We start from the raw sequence: 20,777 nt of genomic DNA, 5'->3' as shown, positions 1-20,777 counted from the left end.
ATAAGCCGGGTTGTACGTGTAGCCTTTTACTTTAGCTGCATCAAAAGAAGGCAGGCCGCGGGGCACAAAGCCGCTGTTGGCCGGTACGCCAATGCTGTTGCGCAGGTAGGTCATCATTTTCGTACGGTCAAAACCGTAGTTGATGGCCAGGCGCACTTTTTTCAGGCGGGTGGGCGACTGCTGCACCGCTGCTTTGCTGCTGTCGAGCAAAAACCCAAGATACTCCACGTTCAGGTAAGGCGTTTTATGCAGCACCATCTTGCCGTTCCATTCCTTTTTCAACTGCCCGGTTTTGGTAAGCACCTCATCTTTAAACGAAGCGTCCAGGTCATTCATAAAATCCAGCTGTCCCTGGCGGAACAGCAGGAACTCGGTAGCCTTGTTCTCCAGGAAGGTCATTTTTACGGCATCCAGGTAAGGCAGCCGGCGGCCCTGCGCATCTTTTTCAAAGTAGTGCGGGTTGCGGTGCAGGATAAGGGTTTGCCCCTCATCCCAGTCGAAATACCGGAACGGGCCGGTGCCGCAGGGATGGCGCCGGAAGTCGGCCCCGTATTTTTCCACCACCTCCCGGGGTACTATAGAGCAGTACTGCATGCTCAGGATGCCCAGTATGGGATGAAAAGGCTGCAGCAGCTGCAGCTGGAACACGGTATCGTTCAGCGCGCGGAAACCGGTTTGCGGGTTTACCCGGCCATTGAATATCCAGGCTCCCGGCGATGCCGTGGCCGGGTCCATAATACGGCGAAAGCTGTACACCACATCCTGCGCGGTCATGCGGCGGCCCTTCCCGTTCGCAAAAGCGGCATTATCATGAAAATACACATCCGGCCGCAGGTAAAAGGTAAAGGTGGTATGGTCGGCGCTCTCCTCCCAGCGGGTAGCCAGCAGGGGGCGTATGATCATTTGGGTGTCCGGCTCTACCAGGGTGCTGTACACCTGGTGAACGGCCCACATAATGGCCTGGCTTTTGGCAAAAGCAGGATCAAGTGAGGAAAGGCCATCGGTATGATTAAAGCGGAACACCTGTTTGTGCGGCTGCCGGGCAGGGCGGCAGGCCGGTAAAACGAACAGGAACCACAGGCAGGCGGCTATCAGCGCAAATATATAAATATCACTTTTTAATAATACAACAACAGGAGTACTTTTACGTTTGTTAGCCGTCATTTACATGTATGGTTTTATATTTTACATTGTAAATTAATATCTTTCGGTTTCAAATACGATTCAGACTATGATGCGTGGCATACCTATGTTTATTATGGCTTTGATAGTAGCGCTACAGGTTGGGGCTCAGCAAAAGCAACATCCGCAACGAAAATTGCAGCAATCGCAACAAAAAGCGCAACAAAAAGCGCAACCCAAACCGCAGCAACCGTCACAGCAACAATTACAGCAGCATCCGCAGGAAAAACCGCATTTTGAGGACACCATCCAAACGCACTTCTCGCATGCCGATACCCTGCGTGGCAGCATTACCCCCCAGCGCGCCTGGTGGGATGTGGTGGCTTATGACCTGCATGTAACGGTAACGCCGAAAGATAGCACTTTCAAAGGGTTTAATACCATTACTTACCAGGTGCTGAAGCAAGACAGTGTGATGCAGATTGACCTGCAGTACCCCATGATCATGGATAGCGTGGTGGTAGATATTGACAGCCTGAAGATCACTACCCAAACCAAGCTGGCTTTTGACCGCGACAGCAATGCTTATTTTATAAAGTTCCCGAACGCACAAAAAAAAGGTACCCAGCGTAAGGTAACTGTTTATTATCATGGCCAGCCCCGCAAAGCGGTGAATGCCCCGTGGGACGGCGGTGTGGTATGGACCCGCGACTCCCTGGGACGCCCGTGGATAGCTACCGCCTGCCAGGGCCTGGGCGCCAGCGTATGGTGGCCATGCAAAGATCATCAGAGCGATGAACCGGAATACATGAACATTAACGTAACGGTGCCCAAGGAGCTGACTGATGTATCTAACGGCCGCCTTAAACTACGTACAGTCAACCCCGATAGTACCGTAACTTATTTATGGTCAGTAAATAATCCCATCAATAATTATGATGTGGCCCTGAACATCGGGTATTATAAAGAGTTTAAAGACACCTATAACGGGGAAGGCGGTAAGCTGGATCTCGACTACTGGGTGCTGGACTATAACCTGGAAAAGGCCCGGAAGCATTTTACCGTAGTAAAGAAAATGCTGCAGTGCTTTGAATACTGGTTTGGCAAATATCCTTTTTATAAAGACAGCTACAAGCTGGTAGATGCGCCGCACCTGGGCATGGAGCACCAGAGCTGCGTAGCCTATGGCAATGGCTACCAGATGGGTTACAAGGGCCGCGACCTTTCCGGCACCGGCGTGGGCCTGAAGTGGGACTTTATTATTGTGCATGAAAGCGGCCATGAGTGGTTTGGCAACAACATCACTACCAACGACATTGCCGATATGTGGGTGCATGAAAGCTTCACCAATTACGCCGAAACCCTGTTTACCGAATGCGAATTTGGCAGCGATGCCGCAGAGGAATACCTGTTGGGCTGCCGCAAGAATATTAAGAACGACCGCCCGATTATTGGCCAGTATAACGTGAATAACGAAGGCTCCGGCGATATGTACTATAAAGGCGGCACGCTGATACACATGATCCGCAGGATTATTGACAATGATGAGGAGTTCCGCCAGCTGCTGCGCGGCATGAACCGCGATTTTGCGTACAAGACGGTGAACGGCGCTGATATAGAACGCTATATTTGTGAAGTGACCGGCAAAGACCTGCGCAAAACCTTTGACCAGTACCTGCGCGATACTACCCTGCCGGAGCTGCAGTACCGTATTGTAGGCCAGGTGCTGTACCACCGCTGGAAATCAAGCATTCCCAACTTTGACATGCCGGTGAAGGTAACCGTGGGCGAAAACAATTTCCAGTTTATTCACCCCGGCACCCGCTGGGCTACCACAAACCTGAGCTACCTGGATCCCAAGCTGTTTAAGGTAGATAAAGACTTTTATATCAAGGTGCGTGAAATGAAAACCGTGAAGGAGATGAAGGAACCGAATTAGATGTGCTCACCCCCACCTCTGACCTTATGCGTGTAAAAATTGCTATAATCGTTTCCTTTGTTATTGGCCTGGCCGCATTCCTGTTTGTATGTTTTTCTTCCAAAGATGCCACATTTGCTACGGTTGAAATACATGTAGACAAGCCTTCGGATGAACGCATCATTGTGCTGCGAACAGTAGGCGGCGCTAACTTCTGGGGCAATCGCACAGAGGTGGTTTTAGATGATAAGAACAGCTGCAGCATAAAAATACCTGGAGAAGAATGTGGCCTGATCCTGGTAAGATCTGATGATTTCGCCGCCAGGCTGATCGTGTTTGCCGGTGACAAGGCGCATTTAAATGTGCATACATTGCCGGCGGGGAAACCTGTTATCACCTACACAGGCGATAATGCCGCAGGGCATGCTTATTTTAATTCGCTGCAAAGGGCGTACATCCGGGATGTAAATAACCCCTATGCAAATGATACCAGCGCTGCATCCATAGCACATAAAATAGCAGCTAAAGAAAAAGCCGACCTGGACGGCCTTAACGCATTGAAAAGCAACGATAGTATATCAGCAGCTTATGCAAATCTTGCCCGGTTGGATATACAGTACTATTACGCCGCCAGCCTTGCCGATGCCATGTACAGTAAATTTTTTATTGCCAGGTATGTGCGTAAAGACAGTACCCTGTTTAAACCTGAATATGCGCAGCTGCTGCAGCAGGCTTTCCGTAAAATGCCGCTTGACAATGCATCGGCTATACAAAGCCAATACTACGGGGAACTGGTCACCATTCTTTTTGAAACAGGAAAGGACAAGGGCAGCCATGAACAGGACATATACAATTACTCCCGGTTCATTGAAAAGCATTTCAGTGATACCACCGGGAAATACCTGGAAGCCCGGTATTTATATTACAGCGCCATACAGCACAACTATGAATTTGCGTTGGTTGAGCTGTACCGGAAATTTGTACGGCAATATCCCGGCAATGAATATATCCCCTACCTGCAGCCGGAAATTGATAAAATACTGGCCTTTCACCAGGCCGCTGAGCAGGATTTCAGCAAGGACCAGGCATTTGTAAAGAACTATGAAAACATTAATTCCCTGGAAGCGCTAACCAGCACCCTGAAAGGAGCGGTTTATTATGTGGATGTATGGTCAACATTCTGCGGCCCCTGCAAGGAAGAATTTAAATACAATCCGCAGCTTACCGCCATGCTGGGAAAAAATAATGTGAAGGTGCTTTACATTTCTTTAGACAGGGAGCAGGAAGATGAGGACTGGAAAAACATGATCAGGTATTACCGTCTTCCGGGTTTTCACTTACGTGCTAATGACGCATTGAAGAATGATATTTTCAGGAAGTTAGGCCGGCATGGCACCCTTACCATTCCCCGGTATTTAATTATCAGCAACGGGGAAATTGTAAATGCCGATGCGGCCAGGCCAAGCAGCATTGAAAAGCTGCAAAAGCAGATCGACAGACTTGCTTCCTGAACCGGATTTTTTAATCTGCTTTTTTAATCAGCTTAAAGGCGTGGCTCCAGTTACCGGTGCGGTAGCCATAAGCGCTCCATAGAATGCCCAGGGGTTCTATATAGCGGCTCATTACAATCTTGCCCATGTCCACCACGTCATCCCAGCCCATTTGATACAGCATATCGGTTACCTGTTTTTTGGCATCGGGGCTGTTGCCGCAAATGAACATGGTGGGCTTTTCACCCTCCTGTTTGTGCAGGAACATGATCTCGTGGCCCACGCAGCTCAGCGCCTTTACCACGTTGGTATCGGGCGGCAGCCAGGCCTGTATTTGCTCTCCGGCGGATTTTAAGCCGTTTACGAACGACAGGCGGCCTTCTTCATCCGGGCCTTTGCCGTCCAGCGGGTTGGTAACATCCACCACGGTTTTACCTTTAAAGTTCCAGATGCCGGCCTGCTCTATGGCGCTTTTAGCGCCTATCCAGCTAACGCAGATAATAATGATCTCCCCGGCTGCCGCGGCTTCCCGGAAGGGAGCTATGCTGGCCAGGGGGCCCAGCCGCTTTTGCCATTGCTGTAATGATTCTTTGGCGGGATTACGGGTTCCAATAATAACATGGTGCCCCATGCCTACAAATCCGGCGCCTAAAGTAAGTCCCACAGCTCCACTACCCAGGATCCCGATTTTCATGACATAGTATTTGCAGGAAGATAAGAAAAAATGTGCAGATGAATGAGCGAATGTGCATATCTGTACATCTGCACATCATCACTGCAAGTAGCCCAGGAATTTTTGCAGGCCCTGGCGCTTGGCCGGGGTTAACGGGTAGCTGATATGTTTTGTGTAATAAGCGGTAAGGTCAAACAGCGGGTAAGGATTTTCCGCCACCACCGCCGGTATATTGTGAATGCCAATGCTGTTGGCATTGTTGAACTCCTGTATAAATGTTATTGGCAGGGGCTTGTTGCTTACCCAGGCTGCAAACACAAACGGCAGGCTGGTAAAGCGCATCCAGGCTTCGGCCAGGTCATAAATGTAGGGCGATTTGTGCCGCTGCGCCAGCGCCCTGTCGCCTATCACCAGGCCGGCATCTGTACCCTGTATCAGGTGCTCATAGTCGCCGCTGGTTTCTACCAGCTCTACCTCCAGCCGCCAGTACTCGCGCACCAGTACCTTCAGCAAGGCTACGGAGCTGCGGCTCTGGTAATCAAGGTAAATGCGTTTAATATGCTGCAGGGGCACCTGGCTAAACAGGCATACAGATGCCACAGGCCCCTCCGCTCCTATGCAAAAATCTGAAATGATATGATACTCCTGCATTTTGGGAACCACCGCTACCGGCACCAGCGCTACATCCACGCTGCCTTCGATCAGCTGCTGCGCTATTACCGCCGGGTAATCCACGGATAGCTCCATCATGCTCATTACTTTATGTCCCCTGAAACCATACAACAAAGGCTTGGTATTCAAATAACTTACTGCCGCTACTTTTACTTTCCGTTCCAATTTCTGTATTTTTGTGGCCCGCAAAATTAAGCTAAAATATTATGCAACTACAACCTTTAACCGCCATTTCACCATTGGACGGTCGTTACCGCAAGCAACTGGAAGAGCTGGCTCCCTATTTTTCGGAATATGCGTTGATCCGTTACCGTGTGCTGGTGGAGATAGAATATTTCATTGCCCTGGCGGAACAAAAGGTGTTTACGTTGCCCAAGGCCAAAGTGCCGGCCCTGCGTAAAATATACCAGGAGTTTACCCTGGAGCATGCGCAGCTGATAAAAGACACGGAGAAGATCACCAACCACGACGTGAAAGCCGTGGAGTACTTTGTAAAAAACGAGCTTAAAACCCTGGGGCTGGATGATAAGCTGGAGTGGGTACATTTTGGCCTTACCTCCCAGGATATTAACAATACCGCTACCCCCCTGCTTTGGAAAGAGGCCGTGGAGCAGCAGTACATGCCGGCCATTGCCAACCTGGTGCTGGAGCTGAAGAAATTTGCCAAAAGCTGGATGAAAGTGCCTATGCTGGCCCGTACACACGGACAGCCCGCTTCGCCCACCATACTGGGTAAAGAGATACTGGTGTTCGTGGAAAGGCTGGAAGGGCAGATTAAGCTGCTGGGCGAAATTCCTTTTGCCGCCAAATTCGGCGGCGCCACCGGCAACTTTAACGCTCATTACGTTGCCTTTCCTAAAGTGAACTGGGAAAAATTTGCCGATAAGTTCGTGAACACCACCCTGGGCCTGCAGCGGATGCGCTACACCACCCAGATAGAGCATTACGATAACCTGGCCGCCCACTTTGACACCCTGAAACGGGTGAACAACGTGCTTGTTGACCTTTGCCGCGATATATGGACGTATATATCCATGGACTATTTTAAGCAAAAGGTAAAGCAGAATGAGGTGGGCTCCAGCGCCATGCCGCATAAGGTAAACCCCATTGATTTTGAAAATGCCGAAGGCAACCTGGGCGTAGCCAACGCCCTGTTTGAGCACCTGAGCGCCAAGCTGCCTGTTTCCCGCCTGCAGCGCGATCTTACCGACTCTACTGTGCTACGCAACGTAGGCGTGCCGTTTGGCCATACCATACTGGCCCTTCGCTCCATACAAAAAGGCCTTGGCAAGCTGATACTGAACGAAGCCAGGCTGAAAGAGGACCTCGAAAATAACTGGGCCGTAGTGGCAGAAGCCATACAAACGGTGCTGCGCCGCGAAAACTACCCGCAGCCCTATGAAGCGCTGAAAGCGCTCACCCGCGGCGGCGACCAGATTAACCGGCAAACCATTCATGGGTTTATTGACGGGCTGAAGATCAGCGCTGCGCTGAAGAAAGAGCTGAAAGCCATTACACCGGCGAACTATACGGGGATTTGGGGTAATTAATAATTAAGAATGAATAATTAATAATTAAGGAAGCGGAGTGTGAATTGTTTGTTATGCAGGTGGATATGAAGCGGTGGCTGATTATAATGAATGCTTAGTCATATAAGGAGGCGTTCCGGAGAACCAGCTGCCCGGTACGGTAAAAATATTTTTCCAGGCATAAAAGCGAGATAAGATCTTCTCTTTCCCGGTTCCTGAACTGGCTGATATATTCGTGCGCGTTATGGATAATGCGCAAAGCCTCCCGGGTGTTAGCAATATAATATTGAAGCTTTTCCTCCAGGTCAGAATAATCATCTTTTATATGGATATAGTGGTGGTCGGGAATAAGCCTGCTTTCCATAAACCAGGTTTCAAATTTTGGGGCAGGCATTACTGCTATTGAGTTGGAGGACATTACCCATTTAAGGTTTGTTGCCACATCGTTCCCTTCCAGGGTAAGAATGAATTTATAGCGCAGGTGCTCCGCGATAGTGGTGCGGGGCTTCAGCCATTGCGGATTGGGCTGGGGGTTAATCTGCCCCAGGTTACACAGCGGATGACCGAAATATAGCTCGTAGAAACGAACACGGTGGGGCTGCGTAACCGTGCCCCTGCCGATCAGCAGATCTTTTTTTTGCTGAAAATCATTAGGGTCGCTGATAAAATTAAAATGCCGCGCTTTATTAAGTTTCAGAATTACCGCATTGGCGTTATCGGGAATAATAGGCCGGCTTTTCACGATGGCCGGTTCCTCCGGTACATGCACCACATCGCCCCAAACATAGCGTATTCTCAACGATTGGCTGAAATAACGTAGATACTCCTGGGTATCAAAGTAATAGTCTTTCGGCCGTTCCAGTTTGGAGAGTTCCCCGTTGCTGATGGCATTGCCGGAAAGCGGCTGCGTGCCCGTTAGCTTATTATAGTGATTTACCCGTTGTTTAATATAGTCCAGGTCAAACCGGGTAACAGACCGTAGTTTTTTTTCAAGCCTGGCCCGGTAAAGGCGCCGCGGGATGAGGTAATTTGTTGCAACGGCCCTTATATAGTAAAATAGTCTTATGTTCTTGTACCGTAATTCGGGCATCCTGATTTTAGAAAGTTTAAGCCGCGCCATCGTTGAATAAGTTGCATTAGTTGATCGGGCAGTGAAATTAATCAAAAAACCAGGCAGACTAAGTGTACTTTCTAAATGTACTTTCCGGGAGGCGCGGTAAACAGGCTGCACCCGCCTGTTTAGGGCACCGCTGCAGCGGGCGGTATCGTTGCCGCAGTTTCTTTACTATGAAACTTTGTCAATCGCCTTACACGGGGCAAAGGCCCATGAACACAGCCTGTTACTTCAAATGCCAGGTGCGCAGGGCTGTTGGTTGCAGTGTGGGTAAAACGCCGCCGGCTTTGTCCAGGTAAAAATAGGCGGTTGCGGAAAGATCGTCGGAGCGGTAAAAGTTGGTCCATGAACTGGCATTTGCCGTTGCTTCCAGGCGGGCTGCTTTTCCTTTTTCGTACAGGGGTATTTGCCGGCCCCCGTTATCGGTGGTAGTAGGTATCAAAGGCACACCAGCCTCCTGTAGCTTTATGACTGCAGCGGTGTTGCCGCCGCCGATCTGCTGCAGCGTAATACGGCAGCTGCTTTCAAAAAATACCGGGTCCGGGATATGGTAGCGGTAAAAGCACCATTGCAGCAGGGAGTCGCTGGAAAACAGGCAGCCGGTGTACCGGTTAACAAAAAAGCCCTGGCCCCACCCGGTGCCGATATAATCTTCCGTGCCGGTACCTATCAGTGTAGGCAGGTCCTGATCGCCATCCAGGAACATTTTCACCTCTCCTTCTCCCCACCACAGCTTTCCATAAGCGGGATTGGCGTTTACACCGGCACTCACGCCCAGGAAACGGCCTTTGCCCTTTACAGCGGGCAGCAGCTCAAAATCTTTAGCGGGTTGGGTGGCGGTGTCGCGGTGCCAGTAAGCGTGAAAGTACAGGTAATTGTTATCCCAGGTTTTCAGCTGGCTGTAATCCACGTCAAAGAAGAAATGACTGAGCGCTTTTCCCGATTCATTGGTTACTACAATCTTAGCGGCCTTTTTAAAAGGCATGGGAATAAAGCAGTTAAAGGAGCGCCCCTCCGGGCTGGCAAACAGCGCATTCTCAAATACAGCGGTTTTGCCCAGGCCCACGCCAAAAAAATCGCCCAATGGAACGGCTACTGCCGGTGTGGCGGCGTTATCCCAGAACATCTCCAGCTTTAAGGAGCGCAGCATTTCAGGCGAACGGTCCGAAAGGGTGACCCAGATGCGCTGAATAATGCCCTGCCCCTGTATATCCAGTAAAGTAACAGCGCCGCCAGGCGCTATGGGTTCAAACGGGTGTCCTTTGGCGCCGTTGTTGGCTTTACCGCCGGCGCCTTTTATACCGTTCAGGTTTTCGGGGCTGCTCCACCGGGGAGTAAGGTTGCTGTCGAATTTATAATAAGCGGGCTGCTGCGCCATACCGGGTAGCGCAATGCAGGCCAGGAGTAGTGTGAGTAAGAGGGAAACGGAACGCATGAGCCAATATGAATTATTTAGTTACGAATTACGAATTATGAGGTGCGGTGTTTCCATTGAATGATAGCTGTTACTACGTTCATTTGTAATTTATTGATGAATATCTTGCTACCATCAACTATATACCCGTTAGTATCTTTTGTCAAACAGCGTATGCAATATTCAGCCGGCAATAAAGCACGCTGCATTTCAAAACCACACTTCATTACTACCACATTTCCCCAATTCGTAATTGCCTAAAACGCGTCCTCAAAATGCACCACCTCATACTCCGCTCCATGCGTAAAAGTAATGGCAATAATATCAAAACGTATAGCCGCCGGCGTAAGCTGGCTGCGTTCCAGGAACACTTCGGCCGCGCCCTGTAAATAACGCCGCTTTTTGTAATCCACCTTATCCTCCGGCCAGCCAAACAGGTCGTTAATACGGGTTTTCACTTCCACAAATACCAGGTGATCATCTTTACTGGCAATCACATCAATCTCCTTGCGGCCCCATTTCCAGTTGGTATGTAAAACAGTATAGCGCTGCTGTTGCAGGTAATTTTGTGCAATGTGCTCTCCTTTTTTGCCCAGCTCATTATGGGAAGCCATTTTTTCAACTATTTTTGGGACCGTTTTTATTGATCATTATTAAATCTACAGAAATGGCTGCAGTTGATAAAAAGTTATTCCGCCTGGATGGAAAAGTTCAGCATTATGCATGGGGAGGCTACACCTATATACCGGCGCTTTTAGGCGTACCCGCTACCAAAGAGCCCAGCGCTGAGTACTGGATGGGCGCGCATCCCAGCGCACCGGCCACCATTCACCTGAACGGCGGCACTACTACGCTGGACCAGCTGATACAGCAGGCCCCTGCCGCCACTGTAGGCCAGCAGGTGTGGGACCGTTTTGGCGAGCTGCCCTACCTGTTTAAGATACTGGATGTAAAAGACATGCTTTCCATACAGGTGCACCCAACCAAAGCAGAGGCGGAAAAAGGCTTTGCCCGTGAAAATGAGGCAGGTATTCCGCTGAAGGCGCCGCACCGGAATTATAAAGACGCTAACCATAAACCCGAGATCATGGTGGCGCTGAGCGAGTTTTGGCTGCTGCATGGCTTTTTGCCGGAAGATAAGCTACGCAACGTGCTGAACACCGTACCTGAATTTGCCCCGTTGAAAGGCGATTTTGAAAAAGACGGCTATTACGGCCTTTATAAAACCGTGATGGAAATGCCCCAGGAACAGGTGAACACCCTGCTGCGCCCCCTGGCCAACCGTGTGCTGCCTGCTTATAAAGCCGGGCAGCTGCAAAAATCCGATCCTGCTTTCTGGGCCGCCAGGGCTATTGCCAACGACCCGCAGGGGCTGGAGCGCCTTGACCGCGGCATATTCTCCATTTACTTTTTTAACATTGTGCAAACGCAGCCCGGCGAAGCCGTGTTCCAGGATGCCGGCATACCGCATGCCTACCTCGAAGGGCAAAACGCTGAGCTGATGGCCAACTCCGACAACGTGCTGCGCGGCGGCCTTACCCCCAAGCATATTGATGTGCAGGAGCTGCTGAAGCATACCCGCTTTGAGGCGGTGCACCCGCATATTATGACCGGCGAAACCGCCGCCGACCCTGCAGAAAAGATATACCACTCCCCTGCGCCCGACTTTGTAATCAGCAGCATTACCCTGGGCCCTGGCATTACGTATACGCATACCAGTAAGGCGGCGGAAATTATGCTGGTGCTGAACGGGGAAGCCACTATCACCGGTTCCGATACCCTGGCGCTGCAAAAAGGCCAGTGTGTTTTTGTAAGCAGCGGCGAAACTTACCGCATAACCGGTAACGCGTTGGTATTCAAGGCCACTGTACCGGTGCAATAATCATTTTTTTTTGTAATTTTGCATACCGGATAAATTAACCACTAATGAAACAAAAAGCATCTTTACCCGAAATACTGCTAATCGTTGGCCTGATATTAATGGCCGGGTTAAGCCGCTTGATCACGAATGAAATGCAGCTGTGGAACTTTAATGCTATTGGCGCCAGCGCCCTGTTTGGCGGCGTAGCCATCAGCAACAAACGCCTGGCTTACATTTTACCGCTGGCCACCCTGTTCCTTACGGATGTTTGCTTTGAGCTGTTCACCAACATACAGGGCTTTTACGGCGCGCAGATGGTTGTGGTGTACGGCGCCTTTTTACTGATTACGTGGATAGGCACCCGCATCCGCAAGGTAAATCCGCTTACCATTTTTGCGGCGTCTGTTGGCACCGGCGTATTGTTTTTCCTGATCTCCAATGCCGGCACCTGGGCGCTGGGCAATATGTACCCGCATACTTTCAGCGGGCTGCTGAGCTGCTATGCCGCTGCCATTCCTTTTTTCAGGAACGACCTGTTCGGCAGCTTTTTCCTGAACACCGTTATGGGCAATGTTTTCTATAGCGCGGTGCTGTTCGGCGCCTTTGCCCTGGTAAAGCGGCTGGCCTTCCGCGGGCAGCAGCAACTGGCTTAAGCACGCATTTACATTTAATAATTGAGATAAATGAAAAGAGAAGGTCAAAAGCCTTCTCTTTTTTTTGTGAACATATGTAGGTTTGGATAAAAAACGCTTATTCCCATTGCAGGAACCAGTAGTCGCCATGCCGCACTTTCGTATAGGCGCCTATGCGAACCGGCTCCCGGAACAGGGGGCAGTCAAGCACCAGGGTATGAAACTCGCCGTTCTCGCCGCAGGCATCCACGCCCATTACTTCCAGCTCTTCTACCAGGTCCTCATCCAGCACCCGGCCTAAAAAGCTTTGGCCCAGCTGCGTGTTGCAGGAAACAATCATGCTTTGAACGCCGCCGTCCAGCATTTCCTGCACCAGCTTTTTGCGGGGCTGCTGCCACAGCGGCAACACCGCTTTAATGCCTGCTGCCGCGCAAACTTTCTCCTCCCAGTCGCGGTGCTGCTGCAGGTCAATATCGCCGAACACGGCGGCTTCAATCTTATACAGGTCCACCAGCTGCTGCAGGGCGGCTACAAAGCGGTCTTCATAAGCTTCCCAGGTGGCTGGTATGGTTACAACCACCAGTCCCAGCGCCTCTGCCTGCTGCCGCAGTATGCTATGCGGCAAGCCGTGCGAGCGGGATATTTTTCCGTTTTCATTCATCATGTTCAGCAATACAACCGGCTGATGGCCTGCCGTTATGGCCTGCATCATAGCATAGCAGCTGTCTTTGCCTCCGCTCCAGGAAATAACCGTACGCATTTGTTCTTAATCAAGTATAAAGTAAGCGGTAGGATGTAAGCTAACTGGCATTTGTTTGAAACGATGCTGGAAGTAGGATATGCGATGTATGATCATTGACATTTGCCCTGGTACGTTGTTCATATGATGAATATAAAGAAAAAGCGGTAAGAAATACCAGGTATCTCTTACCGCTGCTTAAATATAATTATAATAGCTTCTACTTCAAGGTTTTATACTAGTCGTCGAGCTTCAGCACGGCCAGGAAGGCTTCCTGCGGCACTTCCACGCTGCCTATCTGGCGCATACGTTTCTTACCTTCCTTCTGTTTTTCCAGCAGTTTGCGTTTACGGGAAATATCACCGCCATAACATTTGGCTGTTACATCTTTACGCATGGCGCTGATGTTTTCGCGGGCCACGATCTTGGCCCCAATAGCCGCCTGTATGGCAATGAGGAATTGCTGGCGGGGCAGCAGTTCTTTCAGCTTTTCGCACAGCTTACGGCCAAAGTCCTGGGCGCGGCTGCGGTGTATCAATGCGCTCAGGGCATCTACTTTTTCGCTGTTCAGCAGTATATCCATCTTCACAATATCGCTGTCGCGGTAGCCAATGGGCGAATAATCGAAAGAGGCGTAGCCGCGGGTCTGGCTTTTCAGCTTATCGTAAAAATCAAATACTATTTCTGTCAAAGGCAGCTCAAATATCAGCTCCACGCGGGTGGTGGTAAGGTAGCTCTGGTTAATGAGTATGCCTCTTTTGCCCAGGCACAGCGTCATAATATTGCCGATGTATTCGGGCTTGGTAATGATCTGCGCGCGTATGAACGGCTCTTCAATGCGTTCCAGCTTGCTGGGGTCCGGCATTTCAGAGGGGTTGTTCACGATCACCTTTTCACCTTTGGTGGTATGGGCAATAAAGCCCACGTTGGGTACGGTGGTAATTACGGTTTGGTTAAACTCCCTTTCCAGCCGCTCCTGGATAATTTCCATGTGCAGCATGCCCAGGAAGCCGCAGCGGAAGCCAAAGCCCAGGGCCTGTGAGGTTTCCAGCTCATAGGTAAGGGAAGCGTCGTTCAGCTGCAGCTTGTCCATGCAGTCGCGCAGCTCTTCAAAATCGTCTGTATTCACCGGGAAGATACCGGCAAATACCATGGGCTTTACTTCTTCAAAACCCTTAATGCCGGGGCCGGGATTGCTGCTAAGGGTAATAGTGTCCCCTACTTTCACCTCCTTGGCATTCTTGATGCCGGTAATAATATAGCCTACGTCGCCGGTTTTAACCTCATTTTTCGGCTCCAGGCCCAGGCGCAGTATACCTACTTCATCGGCAAAGTATTCCTGGCCGGTGTTCACAAACCGTACTTTATCGCCTTTCTTTATACTGCCGTTATATACGCGGAAGTAAGCGATAATACCGCGGAAAGAGTTGAATACGCTGTCGAATATGAGGGCCTGCAAGGGCGCTTCGGGTTCGCCTTTGGGGGCGGGAATGCGCTTTACAATAGCTTCCAGTATCTCATCTACCCCCAGGCCGGTGCGGCCGGATGCCAGCAGTATCTCTTCTTCCTTGCAGCCAATGAGCTCCAGTATCTGGTCCTTTACTTCGGGTATCATGGCGCCGTCCATGTCTATTTTGTTGATCACCGGAATGATCTCCAGGTCGTTTTCCAGCGCCAGGTACAGGTTAGAGATGGTTTGGGCCTGTATGCCCTGGGTAGCGTCTACCAGCAGCAGGGCGCCTTCGCAGGCGGCCAGGGCGCGGGAAACTTCGTAGGAAAAGTCAACGTGGCCAGGGGTATCTATCAGGTTAAAAGTATATTGGGTGCCCTCCAGCGTATAGTTCATCTGGATAGCATGGCTTTTAATGGTAATGCCCTTTTCCCTTTCCAGGTCCATGTCGTCCAGCACCTGTGCCTGCATGTCCCTTTCAGAAATGGTTTTGGTGCGCTCCAGTAAACGGTCGGCTAACGTGCTTTTGCCGTGGTCGATATGCGCAATAATGCAAAAATTCCGTATATTCTTCATATATTCTTTACTGATACAGCAGTAGGATATAAGCAGCAAGAAGGTTTATATTGCCGGTTCTTACTTCCTATATCCTACTTCATTAGTCGTTCTCAAACCACAAAGGTATTTAAATTTTGACTATATTTTGTGCTAAATCAGCAATATGGATTTACAACAGCAATTTGAAGCAGCCGTAGCCAACAGCAAAACTTTATCCGAAAAACCCGCCAACGAAATATTGCTGCAGCTGTACTCCCTGTACAAGCAGGCTACAGCAGGTGATATAAATGTACCGCCGCCGGAAAACATCTTTGACATTGCCGGCAAAGCCAAGCACGAAGCGTGGGCCCTGCAAAAGGGCAAATCCCGGGAACAGGCCATGGAGGAGTATGTGCAGCTGGTGAATAAGCTGAAGGCGGGGGAATGATGAAAGTAAAAAAGCAAAAGGTAAAAAGTAAAAGTATAAGGCAGTGTTTTGGCCGGCAGGAAATGCCGGTGGCAATAGCGGTGAATATTTTACTTATTATATTAATCTATATATTATAATGTGCGATAAGGCTGGCAGCGGTTGTGTTCATTATTGCCTGAACAACCCTTACCGCTGCAGCAGGGGTGTTAAAGCTATATGCGCAAGATAATACCCATGGCGTAACAAACACCGCTTTTACTTTGGCCCCTCCGCACTTTTTTACTTTTTACCTTTTACTTTTTGACTTTTGACTTTTCCGCTTTCTGCTAATTGAACTACCTTTACCCCTATGGTACCTGCATTTACAATCAGTGAAAAAACACAACATTACCTGGCGCTGGAAGAGCAGTACGGCGCGCATAACTACCATCCCCTGCCGGTAGTGCTGGAGCGCGGGGAAGGCGTGTTTGTATGGGATGTGGATAACAAACGGTATTACGATTTCCTCTCCGGCTACTCGGCCGTGAACCAGGGCCATTGCCACCCTAAAATTATTGCTGCCCTTATTGAACAGGCGCAAAAGCTCACCCTTACCTCCCGGGCTTTTCACAGCGACCTGCTGGGCGAATACGCCGCTTTTATCACCCGCTTTTTCGGGTATGATAAGGTGCTGCCCATGAATACCGGCGTAGAAGCGGTGGAAACCGCGCTGAAGCTGTGCCGCCGCTGGGGCTACGCTGTAAAGGGCATACCGGAAAACAAAGCAAAGATCATTACCTGCGCCAATAACTTCCACGGCCGTACGCTGAATGTGATTTCCTTCAGCACCGACCCTGCTGCGCGTGAGCGCTTTGGCCCTTATATGCCCGGCTATGAGGTGATCCCTTACAACAACCTGCCGGCCCTGGAAAAAGCCCTGCAAGACCCGCACGTAGCCGGTTTCCTGGTAGAGCCGATACAGGGAGAGGCCGGCGTGGTGGTGCCGGACAACGGCTATCTTTCCAAAGCGCGGCAGTATTGTGCCGATGCCAATGTGCTGTTCATAGCCGATGAAATACAAACCGGGCTGGCCCGCACCGGCGCCATGCTATGCTGCGACCTGGAAAATGTGCGCCCCGATATACTGATACTGGGCAAGGCGCTGTCCGGCGGTACGCTGCCGGTATCGGCTGTGCTGGCAGATGATGAAATTATGCTTACCATAAAACCGGGCGAGCACGGGTCCACCTACGGCGGCAATCCCCTGGCGTGCAAGGTGGCCATTACTGCGCTTACTGTGCTGAAAGAAGAAAAGATGGCGGAAAACGCCGCTGCTATGGGACAGCTGCTGCGCGATGAGCTGAACGCCCTGCAATCACCCAATATTTCATTAGTGCGGGGCAAAGGACTGCTGAATGCCATTGTGATTAAACATACCGATCCCGAAGCAGCCTGGGAGCTGTGCCTGGCGCTGAAAGAACAGGGCCTGCTGGCCAAACCCACCCACGGCGACAAAATACGTTTTGCACCTCCCCTGCCGATCAATGCCGCCCAGGTAAAGGAATGCGTGGGAATGATTGCGCGCAGCCTGGAAGCGCTGGGTTAATTACGCATTATTCATATCATAATTTATTTTCAAAGGCATTCATGTCCCGTTTTGCGGGATCGTAATTGAACAATTCATAATTAATGTCAATTATCACTATTCGCAGTACGGGCTGGAAAACCGACTTCCTTATCGGGTTCCCCGACGGGCTGTTCCTGCTATTCTTTACCACGCTGCTCATACAGGTGTTTCCTGTTGATGTACAGCAGTTCTACAACCTTAACCTCTGGGTATCTTTGGGTGGCGCTGTACTGGTAATAGCCACCGCCTGGCAGGCCAACCGCGGCGATGCGCATGATGAGGCCACCCTCTCTCCCCGGGAAAGGAAAAAGCTGCAAAAGCTGGATATAGCCGAAGATACCATTGAACATATCGGGAAAGAGATGGAGCAGGATGCTACCCGCTGGGAGCAGGTGCTGCAGCAGGAAAAAGTGCAGCGGGTGCACTGGCATCCCTTACGCGCGCTGCGCAGCGCCCTGGTGGTGGGTACCAGTTTCCTGGCAGGGGCGCTCATCCCCTTCTGGCCTTACCTGGCCAATGAAAATTTCGGGGCTGCCACCCGTACCAGCACTATCCTGGTATTAATAACAGTACTTGTTTTCTCTTTTATAAAAGCCAGGATCACCAGTCAGAAAACAGGGCCGGTAATATTCCGTTACCTGCTGCTGGTCATCGGTATCTGGCTGGCGGTGCTGGCAGTAAGCAAGGTTATGCGTTAGAGGGCTTGTTTTTGCCGGTTACTACCGCAAAAAAAGCAACCAGTGCGCCGAACAGCGAAAGGTACAGCCCAATTTCCTTATGCGGGCATTCGCCCATTTCACAGCGGGCAAACAGGATGAAGTTGCGCAGGGTCCAGGCAATGAGAAAGGCGGTGATAAAAATATTGATGCGCTGCGCCCACATTTTCCGCAACGCAAAAAATACAATGGCAATCACCGACAACATGATATTCAGCTTGCCCGGCTCCCCAAAACTGGAGCCCACGGTGTGCACCCCGGTAAATACCAGGTGTTTGCTTTCTACTGTTAGCCAGGGCAGAAATGCGCTGATAATGATTATAACGGCGGCGCCTATACCAATAAGGTAATTCTTGGACATAAGTATGATTTAATGTGCAAATATGCAAATATGCAGATGTGCAGACAAAACAGGACCGCAAATATATAAAAGCCCTCTGCCAATGGCAACGCAATCATTTTGCCTAGCTTCATACCTGCACATCGGTATAATATTTGGGCACCCCTTTCTGCTGAAATACAATGGCATATACGTTAAACCAGCGCTAAAAACTCCCCACACATATGACGCATTTCAAAGCAGTTATTATCGGGTCCGGGCAAGGCGGCACCCCTCTTGCAAAAAAGCTGGCCCAGGCCGGGTGGTCCACTGCCCTGGTTGAAAAAAGGTTCATCGGCGGCACATGTATAAATGACGGCTGCACCCCCACCAAAGCCATGGTAGCCTCAGCAAAGGCAGCCTACATGGCCACCAACAGCGGGCAGTGGGGGGTAGCGGTGAATGGCTATGCCGTAAACCTGGAGCAGATAGTAGCCCGTAAAAATGACATTGTACGGCAGTTCCGCGGCGGATCTGAAAAAGGGCTGGAAAACACCGAGCACCTCACGCTTTTTCATGGCGAAGCTGTTTTCACCGGCCCCGGGGCGCTTACCATACAGCTTAGTAGCGGCGAAACGGAAGCGGTTACCGCCGACTATATTTTCCTTGACATTGGCACTACGCCGCAAATACCGCCGGTACCGGGGCTTGATACAGTGCCCTGGCTTACCAGTACTACCATACTGGACCTCACCACCCTGCCGCAGCACCTGGTAATACTGGGCGGTAGCTACATTGCCCTGGAGTTCGGGCAAATGTTCCGGCGCTTTGGCAGCCAGGTAACCATTATTGAAAAAGGCCCGCACCTGGTAGGCCGGGAAGATGAAGACGTGTCACTGTGCGTGCAGCAGATACTGGAGGCCGAAGGCCTTCGCATTTTCACCGGCGCCGCATTACAGCAGGTAGCACAAAACGGCGAAAGCATTGTATGTACTGTTGCCAGCGGTGGGCAAACGTATACCGTAACCGGCTCTCACCTGCTGTTGGCCGCCGGCCGCGTGCCGCAAACAAAAGCCATTCGGCTGGATAAAGCCGGCGTGCAAACAAACGACCGCGGGTTCATTAAAGTAAACGGCCGCCTGGAAACCAATGTGCCGGGTATTTACGCCATGGGCGACGTAACCGGCGGCCCTGCCTTTACGCATATTTCATACAATGATCATTGGGTGCTGTATAAAAACCTGGTAACAGGTGCGGATGCTACCGTCACAGGTAGGCAGGTGCCTTATTGCATGTTCACCGATCCGCAGCTGGGCCACATTGGCCTTACAGAAAAAGAAGCCAAAGCAAAGGGACTGGATTTTACGGTATGCAAAATGGATATGAGCCATGTGGCCAGGGCCATAGAAACCGGCAGCACACAGGGTTTTATGAAAGCGCTGGTTGAAAAGGGCACGTATAAAATCTTAGGCGCTACTGTGCTGGGCGCCGAAGGCGGCGAGCTTATGACGCTGCTGCAAATGGCCATGCTGGGCGGCATTACAGCCCTGCAAATGAAAGAAATGATCTTTGCGCATCCGCTCTATGCCGAGTCGCTGAACAACCTGTTCATGCAGCTTGATAACCAGGCGGATTGTGGATAACCAACAATGTGGGTAAGTTTTTCCTCATCACATAAAAGTATTTTACGATTTTAGATAAACGGTTTACGGAAGCCTGTTTGTACCATCTCTTTTTACCGTAGATCCGGATGATGATCGTAGATCTAAAACCTCAACCGGTATGATAAAGCTGGAGCACGTATATAAAACCTTCGACGGAAAAGCAGCGGTTACAGATGTTTCCTTTGAAGTGCTGCCCGGAACCCTCCTGGTATTGCTGGGCACCAGCGGCAGCGGCAAAACCACCACCCTGCGCATGATAAACCGGCTCATAGAACCCAACAGCGGGCAAATTACCGTAAACGGTAAGCTGGTACAGGAACAGCCGGCAGAAGAGCTGCGCAGGGGCATAGGCTACGTGCTGCAGAACAACGGCCTGTTCCCGCATTATACGGTAGAAGAAAATATAGCCGTGGTGCCGCGGCTGCTGCAGTGGGATGATGCCCGCATACAGCAACGCACCTACGCGCTTATGGAAAAGCTGCACCTGCCCCCGGCTGAGTTTTTACATAAATACCCCGGCCAGCTAAGCGGCGGCCAGCAGCAGCGGGTAGGCCTGGCGCGTGCGCTGGCGGCAGATCCGCCGGTATTGCTGATGGATGAGCCCTTTGGCGCATTGGACCCGGTAACCCGCGCCAGCGTGCGCAGGGAGTTTCTGGCGCTGGATGAGCTGGAGAATAAAACCATTATCATGGTTACGCACGATGTGCAGGAAGCCTTTGAAATGGGTAACCGCATTGGGCTGATGGACCAGGGGCGGCTGCAGCAGCTGGGCGCGCCGGAAGACCTGCTGTTTACCCCGGCCAATGATTTTGTAGCCGGTTTTTTCCAGGGGCAGCGCCTTTCGCTGGAGCTCAGGACCTTAACGCTGAACGACATAAAACCGTACCTGCC

The 20,777-nt window shown here is 50.8% G+C and carries 19 protein-coding genes; 10 read left to right on the top strand and 9 right to left on the bottom strand.

The genetic code is table 11. The features are described 5' to 3' along the window. On the bottom strand, positions 1–1,164 hold a 1,164-nt coding region (locus VFS25_RS11245; protein ID WP_326462238.1), incomplete at its 3' end, for an ABC transporter substrate-binding protein. Between the two features lie 154 nt (positions 1,165–1,318). Between VFS25_RS11245 and VFS25_RS11240 the strand changes: the two genes are divergently transcribed. Then, the gene (locus tag VFS25_RS11240) at positions 1,319–3,061 is read left to right on the top strand and encodes a M1 family metallopeptidase (RefSeq protein WP_326462237.1); all 1,743 of its coding nucleotides are present in this window, start codon (positions 1,319–1,321) and stop codon (positions 3,059–3,061) included. 26 nt (positions 3,062–3,087) lie between these two features. Then, positions 3,088–4,551 (top strand): TlpA disulfide reductase family protein, encoded by a 1,464-nt coding sequence (locus VFS25_RS11235; protein ID WP_326462236.1) that lies wholly within the window; start codon positions 3,088–3,090, stop codon positions 4,549–4,551. Positions 4,552–4,561: 10 nt separating this feature from the next. On the opposite strand, the gene VFS25_RS11230 is transcribed toward VFS25_RS11235, so the two are convergent. Together VFS25_RS11230 and VFS25_RS11225 are read right to left on the bottom strand one after the other, a co-directional pair. Further along, positions 4,562–5,224, bottom strand: a complete 663-nt coding sequence (locus tag VFS25_RS11230; protein ID WP_326462235.1) for an NADPH-dependent F420 reductase — start codon at positions 5,222–5,224, stop codon at positions 4,562–4,564. A 78-nt stretch (positions 5,225–5,302) separates the two neighbouring features. After that, complete coding sequence (locus tag VFS25_RS11225) at positions 5,303–6,040, bottom strand: menaquinone biosynthesis protein (protein ID WP_326462234.1); 738 nt, start codon at positions 6,038–6,040, stop codon at positions 5,303–5,305. A gap of 41 nt (positions 6,041–6,081) precedes the next feature. Between VFS25_RS11225 and purB the strand changes: the two genes are divergently transcribed. Beyond that, positions 6,082–7,425 carry an adenylosuccinate lyase gene (gene purB, locus VFS25_RS11220; protein WP_326462233.1) on the top strand — a complete coding sequence of 448 codons (1,344 nt, stop codon included), beginning with the start codon at positions 6,082–6,084 and terminating at the stop codon, positions 7,423–7,425. Between the two features lie 94 nt (positions 7,426–7,519). Here the strand turns inward: purB and VFS25_RS11215 are convergent, their stop codons facing one another. The 3 genes from VFS25_RS11215 to VFS25_RS11205 form a co-directional block, all read right to left on the bottom strand. Beyond that, positions 7,520–8,494 (bottom strand): glycosyl transferase family 90, encoded by a 975-nt coding sequence (locus VFS25_RS11215; protein ID WP_326462232.1) that lies wholly within the window; start codon positions 8,492–8,494, stop codon positions 7,520–7,522. A gap of 250 nt (positions 8,495–8,744) precedes the next feature. Continuing rightward, positions 8,745–9,953: a glycoside hydrolase family 172 protein gene (locus VFS25_RS11210; RefSeq protein WP_326462231.1), complete on the bottom strand. Its 1,209-nt coding sequence runs from the start codon at positions 9,951–9,953 to the stop codon at positions 8,745–8,747. A 236-nt stretch (positions 9,954–10,189) separates the two neighbouring features. Continuing rightward, on the bottom strand, positions 10,190–10,546 hold the full coding sequence (locus VFS25_RS11205; RefSeq protein ID WP_326462230.1) for a YraN family protein: 357 nt from the start codon (positions 10,544–10,546) through the stop codon (positions 10,190–10,192). 53 nt (positions 10,547–10,599) lie between these two features. On the opposite strand from VFS25_RS11205, the gene manA reads away from it, so the two are divergent. Both manA and VFS25_RS11195 read left to right on the top strand, forming a co-directional pair. Continuing rightward, positions 10,600–11,814: a mannose-6-phosphate isomerase, class I gene (gene manA, locus VFS25_RS11200; RefSeq protein WP_326462229.1), complete on the top strand. Its 1,215-nt coding sequence runs from the start codon at positions 10,600–10,602 to the stop codon at positions 11,812–11,814. A 44-nt stretch (positions 11,815–11,858) separates the two neighbouring features. Then, positions 11,859–12,446, top strand: coding sequence for a DUF6580 family putative transport protein (locus VFS25_RS11195; protein ID WP_326462228.1), 588 nt, complete (start codon positions 11,859–11,861; stop codon positions 12,444–12,446). A 97-nt stretch (positions 12,447–12,543) separates the two neighbouring features. On the opposite strand, the gene VFS25_RS11190 is transcribed toward VFS25_RS11195, so the two are convergent. Both VFS25_RS11190 and lepA read right to left on the bottom strand, forming a co-directional pair. Continuing rightward, complete coding sequence (locus VFS25_RS11190; protein WP_326462227.1) at positions 12,544–13,185, bottom strand: diphthine--ammonia ligase; 642 nt, start codon at positions 13,183–13,185, stop codon at positions 12,544–12,546. A 217-nt stretch (positions 13,186–13,402) separates the two neighbouring features. Continuing rightward, positions 13,403–15,190, bottom strand: a complete 1,788-nt coding sequence (gene lepA, locus VFS25_RS11185) for a translation elongation factor 4 (RefSeq protein WP_326462226.1) — start codon at positions 15,188–15,190, stop codon at positions 13,403–13,405. 145 nt (positions 15,191–15,335) lie between these two features. Between lepA and VFS25_RS11180 the strand changes: the two genes are divergently transcribed. The 3 genes from VFS25_RS11180 (at position 15,336) to VFS25_RS11170 (ending at position 17,885) form a co-directional block, all read left to right on the top strand. Next, positions 15,336–15,599 carry an acyl-CoA-binding protein gene (locus VFS25_RS11180; protein WP_326462225.1) on the top strand — a complete coding sequence of 88 codons (264 nt, stop codon included), beginning with the start codon at positions 15,336–15,338 and terminating at the stop codon, positions 15,597–15,599. 331 nt (positions 15,600–15,930) lie between these two features. Beyond that, on the top strand, positions 15,931–17,166 hold the full coding sequence (gene rocD / locus VFS25_RS11175; RefSeq protein ID WP_326462224.1) for an ornithine--oxo-acid transaminase: 1,236 nt from the start codon (positions 15,931–15,933) through the stop codon (positions 17,164–17,166). A gap of 83 nt (positions 17,167–17,249) precedes the next feature. After that, entirely contained in the window at positions 17,250–17,885 is a 636-nt protein-coding gene (locus VFS25_RS11170; RefSeq protein ID WP_326462223.1) for a VIT1/CCC1 transporter family protein, read from the top strand. On the opposite strand, the gene VFS25_RS11165 is transcribed toward VFS25_RS11170, so the two are convergent. After that, positions 17,875–18,264, bottom strand: a complete 390-nt coding sequence (locus VFS25_RS11165) for a hypothetical protein (RefSeq protein ID WP_326462222.1) — start codon at positions 18,262–18,264, stop codon at positions 17,875–17,877. The genes VFS25_RS11170 and VFS25_RS11165 overlap by 11 nt on opposite strands. A gap of 203 nt (positions 18,265–18,467) precedes the next feature. Here VFS25_RS11165 and VFS25_RS11160 point away from each other — a divergent pair, with 203 nt between their 5' ends. Beyond that, positions 18,468–19,865, top strand: coding sequence for a mercuric reductase (locus VFS25_RS11160; protein WP_326462221.1), 1,398 nt, complete (start codon positions 18,468–18,470; stop codon positions 19,863–19,865). 139 nt (positions 19,866–20,004) lie between these two features. Then, on the top strand, positions 20,005–20,777 hold a 773-nt coding region (locus VFS25_RS11155), incomplete at its 3' end, for an ABC transporter ATP-binding protein (RefSeq protein WP_326462220.1).

Source organism: Chitinophaga sp. (assembly GCF_035761305.1).
Taxonomy (GTDB): domain Bacteria; phylum Bacteroidota; class Bacteroidia; order Chitinophagales; family Chitinophagaceae; genus Chitinophaga.
This window is presented reverse-complemented; position numbering and strand designations above follow the sequence as displayed.